Annotated in this window: 21 protein-coding genes; 20 read left to right on the top strand and 1 reads right to left on the bottom strand. The window is 65.0% G+C overall.

The window, feature by feature from the left end:
• Positions 1-142 precede the first annotated feature (142 nt).
• From H9529_RS07460 to folD, 14 genes are all read left to right on the top strand, one after another.
• The gene (locus H9529_RS07460) at positions 143-2,065 is read left to right on the top strand and encodes a PAS-domain containing protein (protein WP_092887662.1); all 1,923 of its coding nucleotides are present in this window, start codon (positions 143-145) and stop codon (positions 2,063-2,065) included.
• Positions 2,062-2,769: a response regulator transcription factor gene (locus H9529_RS07455; protein WP_092887665.1), complete on the top strand. Its 708-nt coding sequence runs from the start codon at positions 2,062-2,064 to the stop codon at positions 2,767-2,769. The genes H9529_RS07460 and H9529_RS07455 overlap by 4 nt, the downstream gene beginning before the upstream one ends.
• A gap of 61 nt (positions 2,770-2,830) precedes the next feature.
• A complete protein-coding gene (locus H9529_RS07450) occupies positions 2,831-3,388 on the top strand; it encodes a DUF2478 domain-containing protein (protein WP_223814330.1) in 558 nt (185 codons plus the stop codon).
• 77 nt (positions 3,389-3,465) lie between these two features.
• Positions 3,466-4,278, top strand: coding sequence for a class II aldolase/adducin family protein (locus H9529_RS07445; protein ID WP_092887668.1), 813 nt, complete (start codon positions 3,466-3,468; stop codon positions 4,276-4,278).
• A gap of 425 nt (positions 4,279-4,703) precedes the next feature.
• The gene (gene ybgC, locus H9529_RS07440) at positions 4,704-5,126 is read left to right on the top strand and encodes a tol-pal system-associated acyl-CoA thioesterase (RefSeq protein ID WP_092888188.1); all 423 of its coding nucleotides are present in this window, start codon (positions 4,704-4,706) and stop codon (positions 5,124-5,126) included.
• A gap of 96 nt (positions 5,127-5,222) precedes the next feature.
• The gene (tolQ, locus tag H9529_RS07435; protein WP_092887671.1) at positions 5,223-5,918 is read left to right on the top strand and encodes a protein TolQ; all 696 of its coding nucleotides are present in this window, start codon (positions 5,223-5,225) and stop codon (positions 5,916-5,918) included.
• 2 nt (positions 5,919-5,920) lie between these two features.
• Positions 5,921-6,403 (top strand): protein TolR, encoded by a 483-nt coding sequence (tolR, locus tag H9529_RS07430; RefSeq protein WP_092887674.1) that lies wholly within the window; start codon positions 5,921-5,923, stop codon positions 6,401-6,403.
• A 7-nt stretch (positions 6,404-6,410) separates the two neighbouring features.
• Positions 6,411-7,616: a hypothetical protein gene (locus H9529_RS07425; protein ID WP_439822944.1), complete on the top strand. Its 1,206-nt coding sequence runs from the start codon at positions 6,411-6,413 to the stop codon at positions 7,614-7,616.
• On the top strand, positions 7,613-8,992 hold the full coding sequence (tolB, locus tag H9529_RS07420; RefSeq protein WP_397544889.1) for a Tol-Pal system beta propeller repeat protein TolB: 1,380 nt from the start codon (positions 7,613-7,615) through the stop codon (positions 8,990-8,992). Before H9529_RS07425 ends, tolB begins: the two co-directional genes overlap by 4 nt.
• A gap of 92 nt (positions 8,993-9,084) precedes the next feature.
• On the top strand, positions 9,085-9,609 hold the full coding sequence (pal, locus tag H9529_RS07415) for a peptidoglycan-associated lipoprotein Pal (RefSeq protein WP_092887677.1): 525 nt from the start codon (positions 9,085-9,087) through the stop codon (positions 9,607-9,609).
• A gap of 7 nt (positions 9,610-9,616) precedes the next feature.
• Entirely contained in the window at positions 9,617-10,483 is an 867-nt protein-coding gene (gene ybgF / locus H9529_RS07410) for a tol-pal system protein YbgF (protein WP_317889643.1), read from the top strand.
• A gap of 30 nt (positions 10,484-10,513) precedes the next feature.
• Positions 10,514-12,100 (top strand): tRNA lysidine(34) synthetase TilS, encoded by a 1,587-nt coding sequence (gene tilS, locus H9529_RS07405; protein ID WP_223814329.1) that lies wholly within the window; start codon positions 10,514-10,516, stop codon positions 12,098-12,100.
• A gap of 71 nt (positions 12,101-12,171) precedes the next feature.
• Positions 12,172-14,085, top strand: a complete 1,914-nt coding sequence (gene ftsH / locus H9529_RS07400) for an ATP-dependent zinc metalloprotease FtsH (RefSeq protein WP_092887680.1) — start codon at positions 12,172-12,174, stop codon at positions 14,083-14,085.
• A 535-nt stretch (positions 14,086-14,620) separates the two neighbouring features.
• Entirely contained in the window at positions 14,621-15,511 is an 891-nt protein-coding gene (gene folD, locus H9529_RS07395) for a bifunctional methylenetetrahydrofolate dehydrogenase/methenyltetrahydrofolate cyclohydrolase FolD (protein ID WP_092887683.1), read from the top strand.
• 36 nt (positions 15,512-15,547) lie between these two features.
• On the opposite strand, the gene H9529_RS07390 is transcribed toward folD, so the two are convergent.
• On the bottom strand, positions 15,548-16,375 hold the full coding sequence (locus tag H9529_RS07390; RefSeq protein ID WP_092888200.1) for a lytic transglycosylase domain-containing protein: 828 nt from the start codon (positions 16,373-16,375) through the stop codon (positions 15,548-15,550).
• A gap of 322 nt (positions 16,376-16,697) precedes the next feature.
• Here H9529_RS07390 and H9529_RS07385 point away from each other — a divergent pair, with 322 nt between their 5' ends.
• From H9529_RS07385 to H9529_RS07360, 6 genes are all read left to right on the top strand, one after another.
• Complete coding sequence (locus H9529_RS07385; RefSeq protein WP_092887686.1) at positions 16,698-16,934, top strand: Flp family type IVb pilin; 237 nt, start codon at positions 16,698-16,700, stop codon at positions 16,932-16,934.
• A gap of 255 nt (positions 16,935-17,189) precedes the next feature.
• Positions 17,190-18,032 carry a Flp pilus assembly protein CpaB gene (gene cpaB / locus H9529_RS07380; RefSeq protein WP_092887689.1) on the top strand — a complete coding sequence of 281 codons (843 nt, stop codon included), beginning with the start codon at positions 17,190-17,192 and terminating at the stop codon, positions 18,030-18,032.
• A gap of 275 nt (positions 18,033-18,307) precedes the next feature.
• The gene (locus H9529_RS07375; RefSeq protein WP_092887692.1) at positions 18,308-19,708 is read left to right on the top strand and encodes a type II and III secretion system protein family protein; all 1,401 of its coding nucleotides are present in this window, start codon (positions 18,308-18,310) and stop codon (positions 19,706-19,708) included.
• Positions 19,709-19,787: 79 nt separating this feature from the next.
• Complete coding sequence (locus H9529_RS07370) at positions 19,788-20,396, top strand: OmpA family protein (RefSeq protein ID WP_092887695.1); 609 nt, start codon at positions 19,788-19,790, stop codon at positions 20,394-20,396.
• Between the two features lie 271 nt (positions 20,397-20,667).
• A complete protein-coding gene (locus H9529_RS07365) occupies positions 20,668-21,900 on the top strand; it encodes an AAA family ATPase (protein WP_092888203.1) in 1,233 nt (410 codons plus the stop codon).
• 60 nt (positions 21,901-21,960) lie between these two features.
• Positions 21,961-23,427: a CpaF family protein gene (locus tag H9529_RS07360; protein WP_176847003.1), complete on the top strand. Its 1,467-nt coding sequence runs from the start codon at positions 21,961-21,963 to the stop codon at positions 23,425-23,427.
• Position 23,428 lies beyond the last annotated feature (1 nt).

Here is a 23,428-nt window from a genome sequence, read left to right as displayed (position 1 = left end):
TGGTAATATTCTTGCGCGTCAAGTTTTGCTTCAGTTTTGCGCAAACCTTGCGAATTGTTTCAGGCCCTGCGAATTGGCTAAGGCCTTCCCCGGGGCTATCGCGCCGCGAAATCGCGCGTATAAAGGGGCAACGGGGGGCAGCATGGCAGTATCGGGCGATCTTCGTATCCGGCTGATGGGGGCGGGGCTGAACATGATCCAGCAGGCCCTGTCGATTTTCGACAGCGATCTGCGACTGGCGGTCAGCAACCAGCGTTATCAGGAAATGTTCGACCTGCCGGACTGGCTGGTTACCCCCGGCGCGCGGTTTGAAGATACCATCGACTACCTTGTGGGGCGCGGGGAATATGGGCCGCAGGCCGACCCGGATGCGGCGGTGCGTCAGCGCGTCGAGGCCGCGCGCGCCTTCGCGCCGCATTATATGGAGCGGCAGCGCGCCAATGGGCGCTGGATTTCGGTCGAAGGCGCGCCGCTGGCGCCGGGTGGCTGGGTCACGGTCTATACCGATATCACCGAGATCAAGCATCAGGAGCGCCTGCTGCGCGCCCGTTCCGAGGAGCTGTCCGATCAGGTCCTTGCCCATGCCGAACGGCTCAGTGCGGCGAACCGCGCGCTTGCCGCGACCAATGCCGCCCTGGAAGAAGCCAAGCGCGATCTGACCGAGATCGAGGCGCGCACCCGCCTGACAACCGAAATGATGCCCGCCCATATCGCGCATATGGACCGGGAGATGCACTATACCTATTCGAACCGCCGCCTATCCTCAGTCATGCCGGGGCGGCCGCGTGACATCGTGGGGCTGCACGCCCGTGACGCGCTGGGGGGCGCGTTCGACAAGATACTGCCCTATCTGTGTGGTGCGCTGGATGGCACCTCCAGCGTCTATGAGTTCACCGACGACGCCAGCGGGCGGCGTATCCGGCTGGCGCTGACGCCGGACCAGGTGGCGGCAGGCCCGATCAACGGCATCTACGTCCTGTCGATGGATGTGACCCAGGAAACGCAGGCCCGCGCCGCCCTGACCCAGACCCGGAAACGCGAATTGGCGGCCAGCCTGTCCAGTGGCCTTGCGCATGATTTTGCCAACCTGCTGACCATCATCATGGGGCTTCAGGGACGTATGCTGCGGCAGACTGATCTGCCCGCCGATCAGGCCGATATGGTCCGCGCGACGGTCGCGGCGGCGCATCGCGGCGGGGCGTTGCTGGACCGGATCGCGCAGATATCGGTGCATCGCGACCTGAAGCCCGGGGCGACGGATATCGCGCGGTTGCTGGAAGATCTGAGCATGATGGCGCGTCCGGCGCTGTATGCGGGCACCGATCTGATGGTGCTGCTGGAAGACCGCTTCACGCTGCTTCTGTTGGATGCGGGTGCGGTGCAGGACAGCCTTTTGAACCTGATTCTCAACGCCCGCGATGCGATCGGCACGGCGGGTGGGCGGATCCGCGTGACGGCGCGGCGGGTGCAGGACACCTGGCTGGAATTGCAGGTGGAGGACACCGGCCCGGGCTTCAGCGCGCAGGCTTTGGAGCGCGGCCTCGACCCGTTTTTCACGACCAAGGGCGGCGAGGGGTCGGGGCTGGGGCTGGCGATGGTCTTCGATCAGACGACTTTGGCGGGCGGCAATGTGCGGCTGGCCAACCGGGCAAGTGGCGGCGCCGTCGTGACGTTGCGGCTGCCGCTGCGCAGCGTGGGCGCAGATGCGACGCCGAAACTGGTGCTGCTGGTGGAGGACAGCGCCGAGATCAGGGCCGAGATCCGCACGATGTTGCGCGACCTGGGCCATACGGTGATCGAGGCCGCGACAGCGGTGGAGGCCGCGCAACTGGCTGAGCTGCCGGGGGTCGAGATCGTCTTGTCCGACATCAACCTGCCCGGCGGCATGACGGGACTGGACCTCGGCCGGCGCGTGCGCGACACGGGGCGTGCGGTGGTACGGCTGATGACCTCGCGCCCGCTGCGCGACGGGTTGCGCCTGCAGGCTGCGGCGGAATTTCCCGTCATAAGCAAACCCTTTGGCCGTGATGAGCTGATGGCGCATCTGGCCGCGGAAGGAAGATGATGATGCAACCGCTGGTCGCGATTCTGGATGATGAGCCCGAGATCCGCCGCATGCTGGCGCAGGCTCTGTGTGATGCGGGGTTCCGCACCGCAACCTATGCGCGGGCGGCGGAATTCGAGGCGGCGTTGAAACGCAGCGCACCTGATGTCTGCCTGGTGGACCTTGGTCTGCCGGACCGCGACGGGTTGGCGCTGGTGCACCGGCTGGCCCTGGAATCGGGGGCGACGATCATCATCATTTCTGGCCGGGCGCAGGTGCAGGACCGGGTGACGGGGCTGGAACTGGGGGCGGATGATTACATCATCAAACCCTTCGACCCCGCCGAGGTGGTGGCGCGCATCCGCGCCCGGCTGCGGCGGGGACGCAACGCCGTAGGGGCCGCGCCGGACACTGCGCGGTTCAACGGATGGACCGCGCATTTCGAGCGGTATCTTCTGGTCAGCGACGCGGGCGCCGAAGTTGCATTTTCACACGCAGAGGGTGAGGTGCTGCGGTTGTTCCTCGATTCCCCAAAGCGGTTGATAACGCGGGCACAAATGCAGGAATCTCTGGGTGGTATGGCTGGCGAGAGTTTTGACCGGGCGATGGATGTGCGCATCTCTCGGTTGCGGACGAAGTTGGGGGAAGATCCGCGCAACCCAAGGTTGATAAAGACGATCTATGGTGCGGGGTATATCTTTCTTGGCGATGTGGTCTGGGGGTGATGTGGTCTGAGGTGCGTCGGTCCGGACAGAGGAGGTCTGCGCTTAGCAGGTTGGGGGCGCTGTGGTCCGGGGCGATTTCGGCGCCGCGCATCACGGCGACGCGGTGATGCGGTTGGGCTATGTCATAGCGCCCGGCCCCGGCGCGCTGGACGTGTTTCTGGCGCTGGTGGCGCAGACCATGAAGGCGCAGGGGCTGCGCGTTGCTGGTGCGGTGCAGCGCACCCTTGGTGGGGCGGGGCTGTCACGTGGGGAAATGCGGTTGCAAATACTAAGTGGCGGTGAATTCCTTATCAGTCAGCGGCTTGGCGCAGGTGCGCAGGGGTGCCGCCTGGACCCGGGCGCGCTGGAGGCGGCGGTCATGGCAGTGGGGCGTGACCTCGATCATGACACACACGTGTTAATTTTGAACAAATTTGGCAAGCAAGAGGCCCTTGGCCGTGGTTTTGCCCCGCTGATCGCCGAGGCACTGGGCAATGATGTTCCGGTTCTTCTGGGGGTGCATTCCAACAATATGCAAGCGTTTCAGGACTTTGAGGGCGGGATGGCGCAGGCGTTGCCCTATGATCTCGTGACGGTTGAACGCTGGTGCCTTGATGCGGCACGCTGCCGCCAAGGGTAGGCACCGCGCTGCTTGCGCAATGCAAAACGGCTGTCATACTCAGGCGCGGGGAAGCAACATTGTTGGAGGAGCACGTAATGGTTGCCTTGGGAAACCGCGTATCAATCTATGAGCCTGAGCAAGACGGGCTGACATTTCCATACATGCCGAAATTCGGCGATCTGGCGCAAGAGCGCCAGCACCGCAAGGAACGGCTGGTCGCCGCGTGCCGGGCGTTTGCGCTGCACGGGCTGGATTATGGCTTTGCAGGGCACCTGACGGTGCGCGACCCAGAGCGCCCGGAACTTTACTGGACGAACCCGATGTGCGTGCATTTCAGTCAGGTGAAGATGTCGAACCTGATCCTGGTGGACCATGCCGGTACGGTGATCGAAGGCAATTACGCGGTGAACCGCGCGGGCTTTGTGCTGCACGCCAATGTGCATGAGGCGCAACCAGATATTATTGCGATGTGCCATGCGCACACACAATATGGTGTGGCCTTTGCCGCGCTGGGCCGTCCGATCCGCCCGATCACGCAAGATGCCTGCGCGTTTTTCGAGGATCATGTGATCATCGGCGACCATGCCGGGCAGGTTGCGGTGGAACAGCATGCCGGGAACGACGTCGCGGCGGCGTTCAAGGATGTGAAAGCCGCGATCCATCAAAACCACGGATTACTGACCGCCAGCCGCCACAGTATCGAGGCGGCAGCCTTCTGGTTCATCGCGCTGGAACGGTGCTGCCAGCAGGAATTGATGATCGAGGCGACGGGGATTGCGCCAGTGTTCATCAAGGCCGAATCGGCGCGCTATTCACGTGAGCATGTGGGCAGCGACTACATCGGATGGCTGCATTTCCAGCCGATCTGGGAGCAGTTGAAGGCGACGCAGCCGGATATGTTTGACTGATTGCAGGTGAGAGCCCCTTCATTTGCTGGGGTTTAGGACGTATTGGGGGCGCGGCGTCAGGCTGCGCCCATTCACGTTGAACCCGACACGTTACCGAAGGTTTAACGGCGCAACCGCCCGTGCGGCGAAACCCGACATTTTCCCCTTGTTTTATTGGAAAATCCGGGTCTGGAAACGGTATGGTTCCGGTATGGGTTTGATACATACGCTGAGGCTGGTTTGGGCGCTATCGGTGCCCGACAAGGGGTTGCGTTGCGCCGCCTGCGGGGTCAGGTTTACCCCATGTCGGTGCTGACCAAGCTGGCGCGCACTCCCGGTCCCCCAACCCCGGCCCCGCAAACTCCGGCCCGCACACCACGGCCCGCACACCCCGGCCCCCAAACCAAGGCCCCCGAACCAAGGCCCCCGAACCAAGGCACGTCATGATTGCGCACCGCTTCACCTGCCGCGTGTATTACGAGGATACCGACATGGCCGGGATCGTCTATCACGCCAATTACCTGAAGTACGTGGAGCGCGCGCGCAGCGAATGGGTACGCGCGCTGGGCGTCGATCAGCGCGCGCTGAAAGAGGGCGCGGGCGTGGTTTTCGCGGTCCGCGCCCTGCAGGCGGATTTCCTGCGGCCCGCCCGGTTGGATGATGAACTGACGGTCACGACGGCGCTGGACGGCGCGGATGCAGTGCGCGGTGCGCGCCTGCGTTTGCGCCAAGAGGTGTGGCGCGGTGGGGATTGCCTGTTCACCGCGACGCTCACGCTTATTTGTATGACGCTGAGGGGGCGCGCGGTACGATTCCCTGATGACTTTCGGCAACAAATCGCGTCTTGGGGCGAAAATCCACCAGTCTGACAGCCTTGTGTTGGCGCTGGGCCGAAAACTTCTGTAAGTTGTGCGCAAATCAGAGTTGCCAGTCAGGCAGCCTATCCTTTTTGAGTGAGCAGTCATATGGAACAAGAAACCCTCGCACTGGCGCAGGAGCTTGATTTTTCGCTTCTTGCGCTTTTTGCGCGCGCCACCCTGACGGTGCAGCTGGTGATGATCATGCTGATCGTTGCCTCGTTCTGGGCCTGGGGCATCATTTTTCAAAAACACCTGCGCTTTCGCCGGGCACGCACTGAGGCCGCGCGGTTCGATGCAGCCTTCTGGTCGGGCGAGCCGCTGGATGAGCTGTTCGACAAGATCGGCCCCGACCCCGCCACGGCGCCCGAACGCGTTTTCTGCGCGGGAATGCTGGAATGGCGGCGGTCGCACCGGCAGGATGGCGGGCTGATCACCGGCGCGGTGGCGCGGATTGACCGTTCGATGAATGTGGCGATCGACCGCGAGGCGCGCGCGTTGACGCAGGGGCTGACGTTCCTGGCAACGGTGGGTTCGGCCTCGCCGTTCATCGGGTTGTTCGGCACGGTCTGGGGGATCAAGCATGCGTTCGAGCAGATCGCGCTGGCCCAATCCACCAACCTGGCCGTCGTGGCACCCGGGATTGCCGAGGCGCTGCTGGCCACCGGGCTGGGGCTGCTGGCGGCTATTCCGGCGACGATTTTCTACAACAAGCTGAATGATGACAGCGCGGGCATCATCGGCGGTTACGAGGCGTTCTCGGACGAGTTCTCGACCATCCTCTCGCGCCAGCTGGACGGCTGATCATGGGGGGCGGAGTTGTAAAAGGCGGCGGCGGCGGGCGGCGCAGGGGGCGCAGCCGCGCCGCGCCGATGTCGGAAATCAACGTCACGCCGTTCGTGGATGTGATGCTGGTGTTGTTGATCATCTTCATGGTGGCAGCGCCGATGCTGACCGTGGGCGTGCCGGTGGAACTGCCGCGCACATCCGCCGGGGCTTTGCCGTCGGAACAAGAAGAGCCGCTGTCGGTTACGCTGACGGCAGATGGGCGCATCTTGATCCAGACGACCGAGGTGCAGGGCGGCAACCTGATCGGGCAGTTGCGTGCGATTGCGGCAGAGCGGACGGACAACAAGGTGTTTTTGCGCGCCGACGGGGCGATCCCGTATGAGCGCGTGGTGCAGGTGATGGGCGCGCTGAACAGCGGCGGGTTCAACAATATCGGGCTGGTGACGGATACGGGTGGCCCGACCCTGGACGGAACACTCAACGACCGGGCGGGCCAGTAAGGTCTTAATGAGCATGGATACGGGGCAGAAAATTTCGGCGGTGGCGCATGTCGCCCTGATCGGCTGGGTGATGGTGGGCGACCTGTTCAGCACGCCCGATACGCCTGTGTCGGTGCCGGTCGCCGATGTGTCCATTGTCACGACCGAAGAATTCGCGGCGCTGTCCGATGTCGTGCGCCGCCCGGCGCCCGAGGTAGTGCCTGATGCGGCACCGCCTGCGCCAGAGCCAGAGCCCGCGCCACCGCCGCCCGCGCCGGAACCTGAACCTGCGCCCGAACCTGCGCCGGAACCTGAACCTGCGCCGGAGCCCGAACCCATCGTCGCGCCGCCCCCGGTCGCGCCCAATCCCGGCCCGGTCACGCCGCCCGCGGTGACCGAACGGCCCACGCAGCGCCCGGTGGACCGGGTGGCGCCCGAGGTTGCCCCCACGCCCGACCCCGAGGCGCGGATCGACCTGGAGGACCGCGCCGCCGTGGTGCCGGACGCCGAAGCCGACCCCAGCCCCGTGCCGCAAGAAGAGGCCGAGGCCACCGCGCGCGCCGCCGCAACGACCGAGATCGTGACCGAAGCAACCGAGACGGATGAAGAGGCCGTGCCCACGCGCCCCAACACCGCGCCCGATGCCAGCCAGCGCCCACGTGCCCGACCGGATCGGCCGGTGCCTGCGCCCGAACCAGAGCCTGCCCCCGAGCCTGCCCCCGAGCCTGCCCCCGAGCCTGCGCCCGAGCCAGCGCCCGAACCCGAACCTGCCCCGACACCCCCGGCACCTGCGCCAGAACCTGCGCCAGAACCTGAGCCGTCCGAGGAACCAGAACCCGCCGGGCAGATTGATACGAGTGCGGCCCTGGCGGCGGCGATGGGACAATCGTCGGCCGAAGTGGCCTCTGGCCCGCCGCTGACCCAAGGGGAACAGGACGGCTTGCGGTTGGCGGTGCAGCAATGCTGGAACGTCGGCGCGCTGTCGTCCGAGGCGCTGAATACCACGGTGGTCATCGGCTTCTCGATGACGCCCGATGCGGTGCCCGAAGGGGGTTCGCTGCGCATGGTGCGGTTCTCGGGCGGGTCGGAAGGTGCTGCGCAGCAGGCCTTTGATGCGGCCCGTCGCGCAATCTTGCGCTGCGGGGCGACAGGTTTCGGCCTGCCGACCGAGAAATATGACCAGTGGCGTGATATAGAAATGACATTCAACCCTGAAAGCATGAGGTTCCGATGATCCCTTCGCTGACCCTGCCACCCCGCAAGGATGGCCGCACCCGGCGGCGTGTATTGCTGGCCCTTATGACGCTGAGCGTCGTTTTACTGGCTGCAGTCGCCACCTGGGCGCCCGCCCGCGCGCAATCCACCGGCCCGCTGCGCATCGAGATCACTGAGGGCGTGATCGAACCGATGCCCTTTGCCGTGCCCGACTTCATCGCGGAAAACGCCGCTGCAGCCCCCTATGCCGCGGGCGTGGCGCGGGTTATCGCGGCCAACCTGTCGAATACCGGGCTGTTCCGCGAGATCCCGGCCTCGGCGCATATCGCGCGGATCGGCAGTTTCTCGGCCCCCGTGCAATATGCCGATTGGCGCGCGATCAACGCGCAGGCGCTGATTACCGGCGCGGTCGAAGTGTCGGGCAACCAGGTGACGGTGAAATTCCGGCTGTTCGACGTGGTGTCGGGCCAGCAACTGGGCGATGGCCTGCAATTCGCGGGCAGTGCGGACAGTTGGCGGCGCATGGGGCACAAGGTGTCCGATGCCGTCTATGGCCGGATCACCGGCGAGGGCGGGTATTTTGACAGCCAGGTGATGTTCGTGTCGGAATCGGGGCCGCGTGAAAACCGGGTGAAGCGGCTGGCGATCATGGATCAGGACGGCGAGAATGTGTCTTTCCTGACGGATGGCAGCGCGCTGGTCTTTGCGCCGCGTTTCTCGCCCAGTGGCGACCGGATCCTTTATACCTCCTACGAATCCGGCTTTCCGCGCATCACGCTGATGAACGTCGCGACGCTGCAACGTCAGCAGGTGGGCGACCAGCCCGGCACCATGACCTTCGCGCCGCGCTTTTCGCCTGACGGGCAGAGCGTGGTCTATTCGTTGTCGATTGGCGGAAATACCGACCTCTATGTGCTGAACCTGTCCAACGGGCAGCGGTATCAGTTGACGGATGCGCCCTCGATCGCCACGGCCCCCAGCTTTTCGCCCGATGGCCGCCAAATCGTGTTTGAATCCGACCGTTCGGGTACGTCGCAGCTGTATATCATGCCGACCACGGGCGGCGAGGCGCAGCGCATCAGCTTTGGCCAGGGGCGCTATGGCACCCCGGTCTGGTCGCCGCGCGGCGATCTGATCGCGTTTACCAAGTCCAGCCAGGGCCGGTTCCACATCGGGGTGATGCGGGTCGATGGCAGCCAGGAGCGGCTGCTCACGTCCTCGTTCCTTGACGAGGGGCCGACATGGGCGCCCAATGGCCGCGTGGTGATGTTTGCCCGCGAACAGGCGGGCGGCGACCCTGCGATTTACTCGGTGGATATTTCGGGGCGCAACCTGCGCCGCGTGCCCACCCCCGGCCCGGCATCCGACCCCGCGTGGTCGCCGTTGCTGCCGTGACGCGATGTTTCCGTCCCGCGGGGCGGCGTTTTCAAACCAGACGGACGGTGATAGGACAGCCCTGACCCGCCGGAACAACAAGGACTGACGATATGAACCTGACAACAAAAGCACTGCTGGTCATGGCCGCGTTCGCGGTTGCGGCCTGCAACAACCCCAACCGGGGTGGCATGGATGATGGCGGTTTTGGTGCCGGTGGCATGAATGGCGGCATCGTCAGCGGGGGGCTGGGCGATGTGAACGACCCCACGTCGATAGCGTATTTCCAGCAGCGTGTCGGTGACCGCGTGCTGTTCGAGGTGGACCAGAGCACGCTGAATGACGGCGCCCGGCAGGTACTGAGCGGTCAGGCCCGCTGGCTGAACGACAACCCGCAATTCGCGGTGATCGTCGAGGGTCATGCGGATGAGCGTGGCACGCGCGAATACAACGTGGCCCTTGGTGCGCGCCGTGCCGCCGCCGTGCAGCAATACCTGATGGCGCAAGGCATTTCGGCCAGCCGTCTGCGCACGGTCAGCTATGGCAAGGAACGTCCGGTCGAAGCCTGTGCGCAGCAGCGGTGCTGGGACATGAACCGCCGCGCGGTCACGGTGATCTCGTCGGGCCTGTCTGGGTAAGGGGGCAATGATGCGGGGCAAAATCTGGGCGTTCGGACTTGTGCTGTTGCTGGCCCCGGTATCGGGGCTGGCGCAGGAGGCTTCGGCAGATGCGGCGACGCTGGCTGATATCCGGGCCGAGCTGGTGACGCTGACGCGGGATGTTGCGCAGTTGCGCGCCGAGCTGGCGACCAGCAGCGGCGGCAATGCGGTGGACCCGGGGCAGGCACAGTTCGGCATCGGCGGCTCATTGTTGGAGCGTGCCGACAGGATCGAGGCGCAGCTGACCCGGCTGACCGGCCTGACCGAGCGGCTGGAATTCCGCATCGACACCATCGTGTCCGATGCCACCAACCGCATCGGGGATCTGGAGTTCCGTCTGGTTGAACTGGAGGGCGGTGACGTCAGCCAATTGGGCCAGACGTCGCTTCTGGGCGGCGCGGGTGCCGAAGGGCTGCCCGATGCGGCGGTGACCGGCGGCGGCGCTGGCGCGGAACCCGCGCCCGAACTTGCAACGGGCGAGCAGCGCGCGTTTGATGCCGCGCGTGCCGCGTTTGACGCGGGCGACAATGCGGCAGCGGTCGCGGGGTTTCAGGACTTTCTGACCACCTACCCGGGATCGCCGCTGAGCGTCGATGCGGGGTTCCTGATGGGGCAGGCCCATGCGGCAGAGGGTAACCCGTCGGATGCCGCGCGCGCCTATCTGGACGCGTTCACCGCCGCCCCCGATGGCCCGCGCGCCGGGGCGGCGCTGTTGCAACTGGGCATCAACCTGAATGCGCTGGGCCAGAACGAGGAAGCCTGCATCATGTTCGATGAACTGAGCCTGCGTTTCCCCGGCAGCGCCGAGGCGACCGAGGCGCAGGGGCGGATGGCAGAGCTGTCCTGCTCGTGACCGGTCGCGCTGGCCGCAGGCAGATGGCCGATGCCTGAGGGGCAAGGGGCAGATGGGCCAAAGCCCGGGCGCCCGGCGTCCCGCGATGACCTGCCGCTGGATGCGGGGGAAGGGGCGTTGCACGACCCCGGCGATTGCGCGCCGGGGCATATCGGTGCCGGCGCGCCTGAAAATGCGTCCCGACAATCTGGCGGGTCGGCTGTCGGCCTTTCCGATTCTGGCGTTTCCGATTCCGTCCTTCCTGAATATGTCCTGCCCGATTTTGGCCTTTCTGAACCTCCCTTTCCCGAGGCCGATCTTCCTGACGCTGGCCGAATTGCGGCGCGTATCTCTGACCCGCAGGCTTCCTCTTCACACCCTGACGCGGCGCTGCCTGACCATGTTGCGCGCGCCATGCATGGCCTTCTGGCAGGCACAGTGCCTCTGCGGCTGGGCGTTGCGGTGTCGGGCGGCGGGGATTCCGTGGCGCTGATGCTGGTGCTGCACGGCTGGGCGCAGGCGCATGGCGTGGCGTTGCATGTGGCAACGGTGGATCACGGGTTGCGCGCTGCGGCGGCGCAGGAGGCGGCCTTCGTCGCGCGTCTTGCCGCTGACCTGGGCCTGCCCTGCGCGGTGCTGCGCTGGACGCAGGGGGGCGCTGCGCGCGGCAATCTGCAAGGCGCTGCGCGCGCGGCGCGCTACCGGCTGCTGGGCGCATGGGCGCAGGCGGCCGGGCTGTCCCATGTGGCGCTGGGTCATACGCAAGACGATCAGGCCGAGACGTTTCTGATGCGGCTGGCGCGCGGCTCTGGCGTGGATGGGTTGTCGTGCATGGCGGCGGCGCGACAGGCGCAAGGTGTCGTGTGGCTGCGCCCGTTGCTGGAGGTGCCGCGCGCCGCGCTGCGCGACCATCTGAGCGCGCGTGGGGTCGGTTGGGTCGATGACCCGTCGAACGACGATACGCGCTTTGACAGGGTGCGCGCGCGCCAGGCGCTGGCCGCGTTGGCACCGCTTGGGCTGGATGCGGCGGGGCTGGCGCAGACGGCGGCGCGCATGGCGCGGGCGCGTGGCGCGCTGGCGCAAACAGCCTTTGCCGCGGCCGAGGGGATGCTGCGGCTGGACCGGGGCGACGTGCTGCTGGACCGCGCGGCGCTGATGGCCTTGCCCGACGATCTGCGCGACCGGCTGCTGGCGCATGCGCTGTGTGTGGTCGGCAACACGCCGTACCGGCCCCGGCTGGCGGCGCTGCACCGGCTGTGCGACCGGCTGGCGGCGGGGCAGGGCGATACGCTGCATGGCGCGCGCATCCTGTGCGGCGCGCAGCTGCGCATCACGCGCGAATGGCAGGCGGTGCGCGCAGCCGTGGCAGCCCCCGGCCAGCGCTGGGATGGCCGCTGGCAGGTGGCGGCGCCAGCCGGTGCGGGCCCCTGGGAAGTGCGCGCGCTGGGCCCCGCGGGGCTGGCGCTTTGCCCCGAATGGCGGGCGACCGGACTGCCGCGCCCATCGCTGATCGCAGGCCCCGCCATCTGGCGCGATGCGCGGTTAATTGCCGCCCCGCTGGCCGGTTTGGGCGAAAACTGGCGTATTTTCACGACTGAAACCGAAAGTGACGTGCGGGCACGCCTTTTATCGCATTGAACCGGGCGAAGTTATCTCTATCTTAACGATAAGCGGTCAGACCATGGCCGACGGGTAAAAGGAGATGCCTAGTGGGCAACATGCGTAATTTCGCATTCTGGATTGTACTGTTTCTGCTGATGCTGGCGCTGTTCAATCTGTTCAGCAACAATCAGGGGACCTCTTCCGCGCGGGCGATCAGCTATTCCGATTTCATCAGCCGGGTTGATAACGGCTCGGTGTCGCGGGTGACGCTGGATGGCGAGCGGGTGATCGTGACCGGCACCGACGGCCAGCAATACAGCACGATCCGCCCAGATGGCGACAACCTGACCGAACGGCTTCTGGCGTCCGACATCGCGATTGATGCGCGCGCGCAGGAGCAATCTGGCTTCCTGTCGGCGATCTCGCTGTGGTTGCCGTTCCTGCTGCTGATCGGCGTGTGGATCTTCTTCATGAACCGCATGCAGGGTGGCGGGCGCGGCGGCGCGATGGGCTTTGGCAAGTCGAAGGCAAAGCTGCTGACCGAAAAGTCCGGTCGCGTGACCTTCGACGATGTCGCGGGCATCGACGAGGCCAAGGACGAGCTGGAAGAAATTGTCGAATTCCTGCGCAACCCGCAGAAATTCAGCCGCTTGGGCGGGAAAATCCCCAAAGGCGCGCTGCTGGTGGGTCCTCCGGGGACTGGTAAGACGCTGCTGGCGCGCGCGATTGCGGGCGAGGCCGGTGTGCCGTTCTTCACCATCTCGGGTTCGGATTTCGTCGAAATGTTCGTTGGCGTCGGCGCCAGCCGGGTGCGCGACATGTTCGAACAGGCGAAGAAGAACGCGCCCTGCATCGTGTTCATCGACGAGATTGACGCCGTGGGCCGGTCGCGCGGCGCGGGCTACGGCGGTGGCAACGATGAGCGTGAGCAGACGCTGAACCAGCTTCTGGTCGAAATGGACGGTTTTGAGGCGAATGAGGGGATCATCATCGTCGCGGCGACCAACCGCCCCGACGTGCTCGACCCAGCGCTGCTGCGCCCGGGCCGGTTTGACCGCCAGGTGCAGGTGCCCAATCCCGACATCAAGGGGCGCGAGAAGATCCTGGGCGTCCACGCCCGCAAGGTGCCGCTGGGCCCGAATGTTGACCTGCGCATCATTGCGCGCGGCACGCCCGGCTTTTCGGGCGCCGATCTGGCCAACCTGGTGAACGAGGCGGCACTGACCGCCGCGCGGCTGGGCCGTCGATTTGTGACAATGGACGATTTCGAGAACGCCAAGGACAAGGTGATGATGGGGTCCGAGCGCCGGTCGATGGTGATGTCGGATGATGAGAAGAAGCTGACAGCCTTCCATGAGGCTGGCCATGCCGTTGTCGGGCTGAACGTTCCGCAGCACGATCCGATCCACAAGGCGACGATCATCCCGCGCGGCCGCGCGCTGGGGCTGGTCCTCTCGCTGCCAGAACGCGACCAGTTGAGCGTCAGCTACACCAAGTACAAGTCCAAGATCGCCATGGCGATGGGTGGACGGGTGGCCGAAGAACTCGTGTTTGGGCCGGAGAACGTGACCTCGGGCGCGTCGAGCGACATCCAGCAGGTGACCAAGATCGCCCGCGCCATGGTGACGCAATTCGGCTTCGACCCTGACCTTGGGTATGTCGATTACGCCAATGAGCAGCAATCGTACTTGGGCAATTATGGCAGCGGGTCGAACCATTCGAGCGTGACCCAGAAGACGATCGACGACAAGGTGCGCCAGCTGGTGGACGAAGGGTATAAAACTGCCAAACGTATCCTGACCGACCACCGCGATCAGCTGGACAGGCTGGCCAATGGGCTACTGGAATATGAGACGCTGACCGGGCCTGAAATCGGCCGCATCATCCGTGGCGAGCCGATTGGCCGGGATGAGGACGATAGCGATGCCTCCAGCGGGACCCCCTCGGTGGCTTCGATCCCGAAGACCAAGCCCCGCACCCCGCGCGGCGACGGCGGGCTGGAGCCTGAACCCTCTGCCTGAGTGAGGGCGAGGGCGGCGCCCCATGCTTAGCCCGTGTCACACGGCAGGCTTGCGTCAGGAGACCTTGGGCATGCCGGCCAACGGGGCAGGGGGCTGAGGACAGGGTATCGTCTTCGGCAGGCTCACCCGCCGACAAGGCGCCTTCAGGACGGCGCGGCCGTTGCTGAGAGCGAAATTGCAAAACCCCGGTGCGAGAGCGCCGGGGTTTTGCGTTGTGCCGTCCGGTGACGCGCAGCTGCGGCTGGCCGCCGGTGCAATGCGGGGGATTGTGGTGCGTGCAGTGCCTGCCGTGCGCATACGGCGCAACGGATCCAAGTTCTCTGGTTCAAAATGCGGGCTGCATCCCCCGCCGATCTGATCTATGCCGACGCTGCGCGCACCCAGTGGCTTCCGATGACAAGAATCACCATGGCGCGGGGTGCAGTTGCGCGGCGGATTGCCCGTCGCGGGAAGATGGTCGCGGGAAGATGGTCGCGGCACCATGATCGTGGCATGACGACACCGACAAGTTGATTGCGGGAAGGACGGGGCAGAGATGACGGCAACGATACTCGACGGAAAGGCCTTCGCGGCACAGGTGCGGACCCGGGTCGCGGCGCATGTGGGACGCCTTTCGGCGGCGCATGGGTTGGTGCCCGGGCTGGCGGTGGTGCTGCTGGGCGATGACCCGGCCAGCCACGTCTACGTCCGCTCAAAGGGGAAACACACGGTCGAGGCCGGGATGCGCAGCTTTGAACATCTGCTGCCCGCCGAGACCAGTCAGGAGCAGTTGCTGACGCTGATCGCCGCGTTGAACGCGGACCCTGCCGTGCATGGCATTTTGGTGCAATTGCCGCTGCCCGCGCATCTGAACGCTGATCTGGTGATCAATGCGATTGACCCGGCCAAGGATGTGGACGGCTTCCATATCCTGAATGTCGGGCTTTTGGGCACCGGGCAGAAGGCGATGGTGCCCTGCACGCCGCTGGGCTGCTTGATGATGCTGCGCGACCATCTGGGCGACATGTCGGGGCTGAATGCGGTCGTCGTTGGGCGGTCGAACATCGTGGGCAAACCGATGGCGCAACTGCTGTTGGGCGAGAATTGCACCGTGACGCTGGCGCATAGCCGCACGCGCGATCTGGCGGCGGTCTGCCGGAGCGCTGATATTCTGGTGGCGGCCGTCGGGCGCGCAGAGATGATCCCCGGTGACTGGATCCGCCCCGGCGCGACCGTCATCGACGTGGGCATCAACCGGGTCGAGCGCGACGGCAAGAAGCGGCTGGTGGGCGATGTGGATTTCGCGGGCGCGGTGCAGGTGGCGGGCGCGATCACCCCGGTGCCGGGCGGGGTGGGGCCGATGACCATCGCCTGCCTGCTGGCCAATACCGTCACCGCCGCGTGCCGGGCGCAGGGATTGGACGCGCCGACGGATCTGACGGTCTGATCGGGGGCAGTCAGGCCCTGGCGCTGGCTGGGGCCGTTACCCCGACTGACCGACCTTGAACACGCAGCCGTCGCTGGGCAGTTCGGGCGGGGTGACGCACAGGCCACGGGCCACGGCCCAGGCGGCCAGTACCTTTGGCACATAATCGCGCGTCTCGGCGAAGGGCGGCACGCCGTTGTTGCGCCGCACCGCCCCTTCGCCCGCATTATAGGCCGCAACGGCGAGTACCGCGTCGCGGTCGAAATGCGTCATCAGCCAGTCGAGGTATTGCACCCCGCCGCCGATATTTTGTGTGGGGTCAAAGCTGTCGCTGACGCCAAAGCGTGCGGCGGTCGCGGGGATCAGCTGCATCAGCCCCTGCGCGCCGGCACTGCTGACCGCCCTTGGCTGGCCCGCCGATTCCACCGCGATGATCGCAAGGACCAGCGCGGGCGAGACCTGCGTGCCGATGGTGGCGCGCAGAATCTGCGCCCCATGCGCCTGAGCGATGTCTTGCATGAATTGCATGCGCGGCGCGGTCAGGCCGCTGCCGGGCGGGGCGTTGCCGACGGCATTCACCGCCTGCGCGAAGCGGCCCGCGCCCTGCGTGATGTCGGGCGACACCACGTTCCAGAACCAGCCATGCGCGCCAGTGGTGGTTGCGGCGCCGGGTGTGGTGGGCGCGACCTGTGGTGCGGGCACGCGCGGCGCCGCGGCAAGTCGGCGGGCCTGTTCTGCGGGGTCGATCTGCACGGTGATCCGGGGACCGCCGCTGCTGGTACCCGGGGCGATGCGGCGGAACGTGAAGTCCTCATGCCCCGGCGGGGTCTGGGACGGCGCGGGGCTGGCGGCAATTGTGGCAATCATGAGCACCGCCGCACCCATCGCGGGCCAAGGCGTGCAGATTCGCTGCACGGGGGGGGGATACTGCATCAATGGGCTGCCTGATTTTTTATGTTTCCGATAAAGGTACAGTAAAACAAGGGATAGGCCAATTGTTTTGCTGCGCGGGTCAATGCCACGCCGGGCGGTGTTTTCGTCCCGCCAATTAAGGTCTCGTTCATGGAAAGGTACGAATACTGCCATATTCCAGCCACGCTTCGACAGCAAAACAGCCTCAGCCAAGCGGAGATCGGACACCGGCAAATGCGCCCCCGAGCAGACCCGCCGAAGCTGGGCAGAAACGTTCAAAACCTGGAGAGAAATTATGAAACTGTTCAATCTGATCAAAGAATTCCACAATGATGAATCCGGTGCCGTGACCGTCGACTGGGTCGTTTTGACCGCCGCGATCGTGGGCCTGGGTATCGCTGTTGTGTCGACCGTGCGCACTGGCGTCAACGGTCTGGGCACCACGATCAGCAGCTCGCTGACCACCGCCACCGTTGCCCCCCTGGGCGCACTGGGCACCAGCGGCACGACCACTGCAACCCCTCCGGGCTGATCGCCCCGGATCGCCCCGGATCGCGTGGCAGCCTGACGGGCGATATTTTTGCAAACGGCCACTTCGCGGTGGCCGTTTTGCGCAATTTGGACGCCCGTGGCTGGCGCCATACGGGCGAGGGACCGCGCAAGGCGCCGCGAAGTTGCGCCATCCGGTCCTTAACTTTGCCGCATTCCCGGCGCAGTTTTCGCAAGACGGGCGCGCGCGGGGCACAGCCCAGATGCTGAACCCGGTCCGTAAACGAGGAGATGATTGATGCGTTTGATTTTCAGCCTGATTGTTCTGATCGGCGTGGGGCTGGCCGGGGCTGCGGTCTATGTGGCGCAATCCCTTATCTCGGCCACCAACGCCGAACTGGCCGCGGCGCGCGCACAGGCGCTGCCCCCGGTCGAAATGGTCAATGTGCTGGTGGCCGGACGCCCCATGCGCTACGGCGAGCCACTGGCAATGGAAGATGTGTTGGTGGCCCCCTGGCCGGTGAATGCGCTGCCTGAAGGGGTGTATACCGACCCTGACGCGCTGTTCGTGCCGGGCGCGGGCGCGCGGGTGATCCTGCGCGCGATGGAGCAGAATGAACCGATCCTTCCCGTGAAGGTCAGCGCGCCCGGGGCGGATGCAGGCATCACCTCGGTCCTGTCGCGGGGGATGCGGGCCTTTACCATCGCGGTCAATGTGAACACCGGCGTTGGCGGCTTCTTGCAACCGGGCGATTTTGTCGATGTGTTCTGGACGGGGCGTTCGCAGAACAGTGCCGAGATTACGCGGCTGATCCAGTCGCAACTGAAGCTGATCGCCGTGGACCAGAGCGCCGATCAAGACAGCCGCGCCACCCGTGCGGCCATCGCGCGCAACGTCACCATCGAGGCGACGCCGCAGCAGGTCGCTGCATTGGCGCAGGCCCAGAGCACGGGGCAATTGTCGCTGGCGCTGGTGGGGCTGGATGACGACACGGCAGTTGGGCAGATCGAGATGGATCAGAACCAGCTGCTGGGCGTGGAGCGGGCCGAGATCCAGACGGTGGAGGCGCCGCAGGTCTGTTCGGTGCGCACCCGGCGCGGCGGCGAGGTCGTGCAGATCGAGATCCCCTGCACGAACTGACGGGGCTACGCTTTGCCGGGGCCACAGACCGACCGGGCGGGCCCTGTGCCGGGCCACAACCAAGGCCGCCACAGTCCAAAGGCATCAGGCCATCGCACCAGATCGGGTGCGGTGGCCCTCGTCATGCTCAAATTCTGGGGGGCATGGTGAATTTGCAACATGAAGAGTGGCGGCTAAATTATTGATTGTTGCAATAAAAAGCCATTTCGGGCATCATTATGGGAATTGGGCATGAAGACCCGCCGTATTGAGTAGACGATCAGAGGCAGGATCGCATGAAAATCGCAACGATTGCTATGGCGGCCCTGACGGGGTTGCTTGTTCTGAATGGCGCGCCGCGTCCGGCGGCGGCCGAAGTGTTGCGCGTCTTGACGGGTGGGCCGTCGTCGTCGCTGAATGTGGCGATGAACCGCGCGGTGGTTGTCGAAAGCGACACGCCCTTCTCGGAGCTGTCCATCGCCAACCCAGGCATTGCCGATATTTCCACCCTGTCCGACCGCTCGATCTATGTGCTGGGCAAGGCGCCGGGCCGGACCACGCTGACAATCCTGGGGCTGGATGGCGGGTTGATCGCCAATGTTGATGTGCATGTGACCCCAGATATTGCGGAATTCCGCGAGCGGTTGCGCCAGATCCTGCCCAATGAGCCGATCGAGGTGCGCACCGCCAATGACGGGATCGTGCTGTCGGGCATCGTGTCTTCCATCAGCCGACTGGATGCAGCGATGCAACTGGCGCAGCGCTACGCGCCCGAGCGGGTGTCGAACCTGATGACTGTGGGCGGCACACAGCAGGTAATGCTGAAGGTGCGGTTCTCGGAAGTGAACCGTGACACGGCGCAGAACCTTGGCGTCAGCATCGCTGCGGGCAACCCGCGCGGCAGCGTCGGTACGGGCATCTTTTCGGACGGCAGCGTTGCCTCGGCCGCGCTGTCAGGAACGGCCTATACCTCGAACACACCGCGATTCGGGTCGCTGGGCGTGCGCCTGGGTGGCGGCAGTTTTGCCGCGCAGGTGCTGCTGGAAGCGCTGGAAACCAATGGCATGGCCCGCACCCTGGCAGAGCCGAACCTGACCGCGCTGTCGGGGCAGGAGGCGAGCTTTCTTGCGGGGGGCGAATATCCGATCCCGGTGCGCGATTCCGATGGCGGCATTTCCATTGACTACAAACCTTTTGGGGTGGAGCTGAGCTTCACGCCGCGGGTGCTGGACGATAACGTCATCAACCTGACGATGAATGCTGCGGTCAGCGGCATCGACGGCAGTGTGAGCACTGGCCCGGGCAGCGACCCTGTGCTGGCCTTCCGGCGGCGCGAAACATCGACGACGGTGGAGCTGCGCGACGGCGAGAGCTTTGCGGTGGCGGGGCTGCTGGAGGATGATTTCCGCAACTCGGCCCGGCAGGTTCCGTGGCTGGGCGATGTACCAATCCTGGGGGCACTGTTCCGCAGCGCTGATTATCAGCGCGCGCAGACCGAACTGGTCATCGTGATTACCGCGCATCTGGTCACACCGACCCGGGGCGAGGCGCTGATGCTGCCGACCGACCGGGTGCGCCCGCCGTCCGAGCGCGAGCTGTTCCTGAACGGTCAGGTCGCGGCAGGCAACACGCGCGGCGCGGTGGCCGAGGTGTCGCGGCAGGAATTTGGCGGATCCTACGGCTATACGATGGACTGAAACGGCGATTGAGCCGGGGGCCGTGGCGTTCCGGCCGCTGACCCCCGGGCAATCCGGCCTTGAGCGAAAGAGACGGGCGATGATGGTTTCTCGGCGGGTTTTTCTGGTCACATCAGGTGCCGCAATGTTGCAGGCCTGCGGTCCGCAGGGCGGGCGCGAGGCTGGGTCGGATCTCGATGACGGGACCTTCGGCAACCCCACGATGAACAACCATCTGGTCCAGACTGGTCAGATTCAGGCGCAAAGCACCCTGTTGCGCCGGTTCGAGGATGAAGTGCCCAGCACGATCACCTTTGCCTTTGACAGCGCCACCCCCGATGCCGAGGCGCGGGCGGTTCTGGCGCGGCAGGCGGGCTGGATGCGGCAGTTCCCCGAAGTGCGCTTTACGGTTTACGGTCATACCGATGCTGTGGGGTCGTCGGGGTACAATTACGGACTGGGTCTGCGCCGTGCGCAAGCCGTGGTGCGGGTGTTGGGGCAACTGGGCATCAGCCGCAGCCGCCTCGACGCCGTGGTGTCGCAAGGCGAGACCCGGCCCCTGATCGTGACCGAGGGGCGCGAGCGGCGCAACCGCCGCACGGTGACCGAGGTGACAGGCTTCATGCGGCGCCATCCCACGGTGATGAACGGCGAATATGCCCAGATCGTCTTCCGTCAATATGTGGCCAGCGCCGCCCCCGGCGAGTGAACGCGCAACGCCGGGTATCGGCGGACCTGCCCCCAGAATAAGACGTTCTTGCCCCCGCGCCTTCGGGGCAAAGCTGCATGGCGGCAGGTCCGGCGCACGGCGATGGGACATCATTGTCTTATCTTGCGCGGGAAACGGCCCAATTCTTGCCCAGATTGTTCCTTAGATCGAAGTCAATACGGTACCCCGCGCCAGATTGGCGGGCCGCCGTTTCAGGATTTCCCGGTCATGCGATCTGCGTCATGGCTGTTGGGTATAGGGGCGCATGGCAATGGCGAGTATCGCGAAAGTTCACGAAGAGGCGCCGGAGTTCCGCGCCTGCACCGTATCGCGCGACATCGGCAAGTTTGAACTGTTGATCGAAGACATGGAAGTCGTGCTGGGCGATGCCTGGGGCGACCTGTCGTTTCAGGCCGCGCTGACCTTTCTGGAGCAGCCCGACGCGGCAGCGCTGGAATTCCTGGCCGTGGTCATGGACGAGGAAGACGAGGCACATCTGACGCTGATCCGTCGCCTTATCAAGCGCGCCCGAGAAAAGGACATCCGGGTGCTGTTGGTGGCCGAAGAGCTGAGCCCGATCCTGCTGCACCAGTTGTTGCGGCTGGGCGCGGATGATTTCCTGCCCTATCCGTTGCCTGAAGATGCGTTGCGCGATGTACTGGAGCGCCTGCGCCAGCCCCCCTTGGCCGTGGCCCCGGGGGCCGCTGTCACATCGGGTGGCGGCAAGCGCGGCGCAGTGCTGGCGGTGCAGTCGATGGCCGGCGGGGCGGGGGGCAGTACCTTTGCAGTGAACCTGGCCGGAACGTTGGCGCAGATCTCGAAAGATGATGCGCGCAGCGTTTGCCTGCTGGATCTGGACCTGCAACGTGGCTCGGTCTCGACCTATCTGGACATGCCGCGCACCGAACGGGTGTATGAACTGCTGTCGAACCTGAGCGACATGGATGGTGAGGCCTTCACCCATGCGCTGCAACCCTGTCAGGACCGCATGAAGGTGCTGACAGCGCCTGCGGATATGTTGCCGTTCGACATCTTGTCGGTCGAGGACGTGGCGTCGCTGATCGCGATGGCACGCAGCCATTTTGACTACGTCATCATTGATATGCCGGGCGTGGTGGTTCAGTGGACCGAGGCAGTGCTGAATGCCGCCGATGTCTATTTCGCGCTGCTGCTGCTGGACATGCGTTCAGCGCAGAACACGTTGCGGCTGATCCGCGCGCTGAGCGCGGAAGACCTGTCGACGGAAAAGCTGCGTTTCGTGCTGAACCGCGCGCCCAAATTCACCGATCTGGCGGGCAAGTCGCGCGCCAAGCGCATGGCCGAAAGTCTGGACATCAGCTTTCAACTGATGATCCCCGATGGTTTGGCGCAAGTGTCGGAATCGAATGACCACGGGCTTTTGCTGGCCAATTTCGCGCCCAAGAACCCGGTTCACAAGGAAATCCGCAAACTGGCAGAGCAGTTGTATGACCTTGACCGCGCCGCCGAGGCCGCTGGTTCCTAGCGGCTGCCCATCCGCCGTGCTGTTAAATCTGCCTGTCCGCAATGTCTGAAAGTGATCCCCATGTTTGCCAGATACAGAAAACCGAGCATTCAGCCCCACCTGCCTTCGGCGGGGGATGCGGCGCGCGTGCCGGACGCTACGGCATCGGCGATGGCGGTGCAGGCAGCCCGCGCCCCGGTCGGCAAGCTGCGCGCCCGCGCCGCCCAGGACGCCACGACGACGGACACCCCTGCGCAAGAAAAAGACAAGCGGCGCAAGCTGCGGCTGAACGAGATCAAGAGCGAGCTGCACAAACGCCTGCTGGAAAACCTGAACCTTGCCGCGATCGACACCGCCAGCGAGGCGGATCTGAAGTCCGAAATCTCCGCCATCGTCGCGGAAGCGCTGGGTGAGATGAACTTCGTGCTCAACACCGATGAGCGGCTGACGCTGAATCAGGAACTGTATTTCGAGGTGATGGGTCTGGGCCCGCTGGAACCTTTGCTGAAGGACGATACGGTCAACGATATTCTGGTGAACGGGCCGAAACGGGTGTTCGTGGAGCGCAACGGCAAGCTTGAACTGTCGGATGTGACCTTCCGCGATGAAAAGCACCTGATGCGGATCATCGACAAGATCGTGTCGGCGGTGGGGCGTCGGGTGGACGAATCCAACCCCTATGTCGATGCGCGGCTGGCGGACGGGTCACGCTTCAACGCGATGGTGCCGCCGGTGGCTGTCGATGGCAGTCTGGTGTCGATCCGGAAATTCAAGAAGGAAAAGCTGGGCATCGACGACCTGACCCGGTTCGGCGCGTTTTCGGAAGAAATGGCGATGTACCTTGAAGCCGCAGTTGCGACGCGGCTGAACGTCATCGTGTCGGGCGGCACCGGGTCGGGGAAAACCACGACGCTGAACGCGCTGTCGAGCTTCATCGACAATTCCGAACGCATCCTGACGATCGAGGATACGGCGGAATTGCAGTTGCAGCAGGTGCATGTTGGCCGGATGGAAAGCCGTCCGCCCAACATCGAAGGCAAAGGCGCGGTCACGCAACGCGACTGTCTGCGCAACGCGCTTCGGATGCGCCCCGACCGGATCATCGTGGGCGAGACGCGGGGCGAGGAAGTGATCGACATGCTTCAGGCCATGAACACCGGGCATGACGGGTCGATGACGACGATCCACGCAAACTCGGCCCGCGACGGGATCAGCCGGTTGGAAAACATGGTGGCGATGGCCGGGATCGACATGCCCCTGAAGGCAGTGCGCAGTCAGATCGGCGCCGCCGTCAACCTGATCGTGCAGGTGACACGCCTGCAAGACGGGACGCGGCGCATGCTGTCGATCACCGAAGTGACGGGCATGGAGGGCGAGGTCATCACCCTGCAAGAGGTTTTCCGCTTCGAGCGCACGGGGATGGAGCCTAATGGCAAGATCCTGGGGCATTTCACCGGCACGGGCCTGCGCTCGCATTATGCAGACCGCTTCAAACGGTGGGGCTATGACCTGCCGGCCAGCATCTATGAGCCGGTGAAAGGGGAATAAA

It is taken from the genome of Roseicitreum antarcticum (assembly GCF_014681765.1).
Lineage (GTDB): Bacteria > Pseudomonadota > Alphaproteobacteria > Rhodobacterales > Rhodobacteraceae > Roseicitreum > Roseicitreum antarcticum.
Note: the sequence above shows the minus strand (reverse complement) of the source record. Positions and strands in the feature narration are given on the sequence as shown.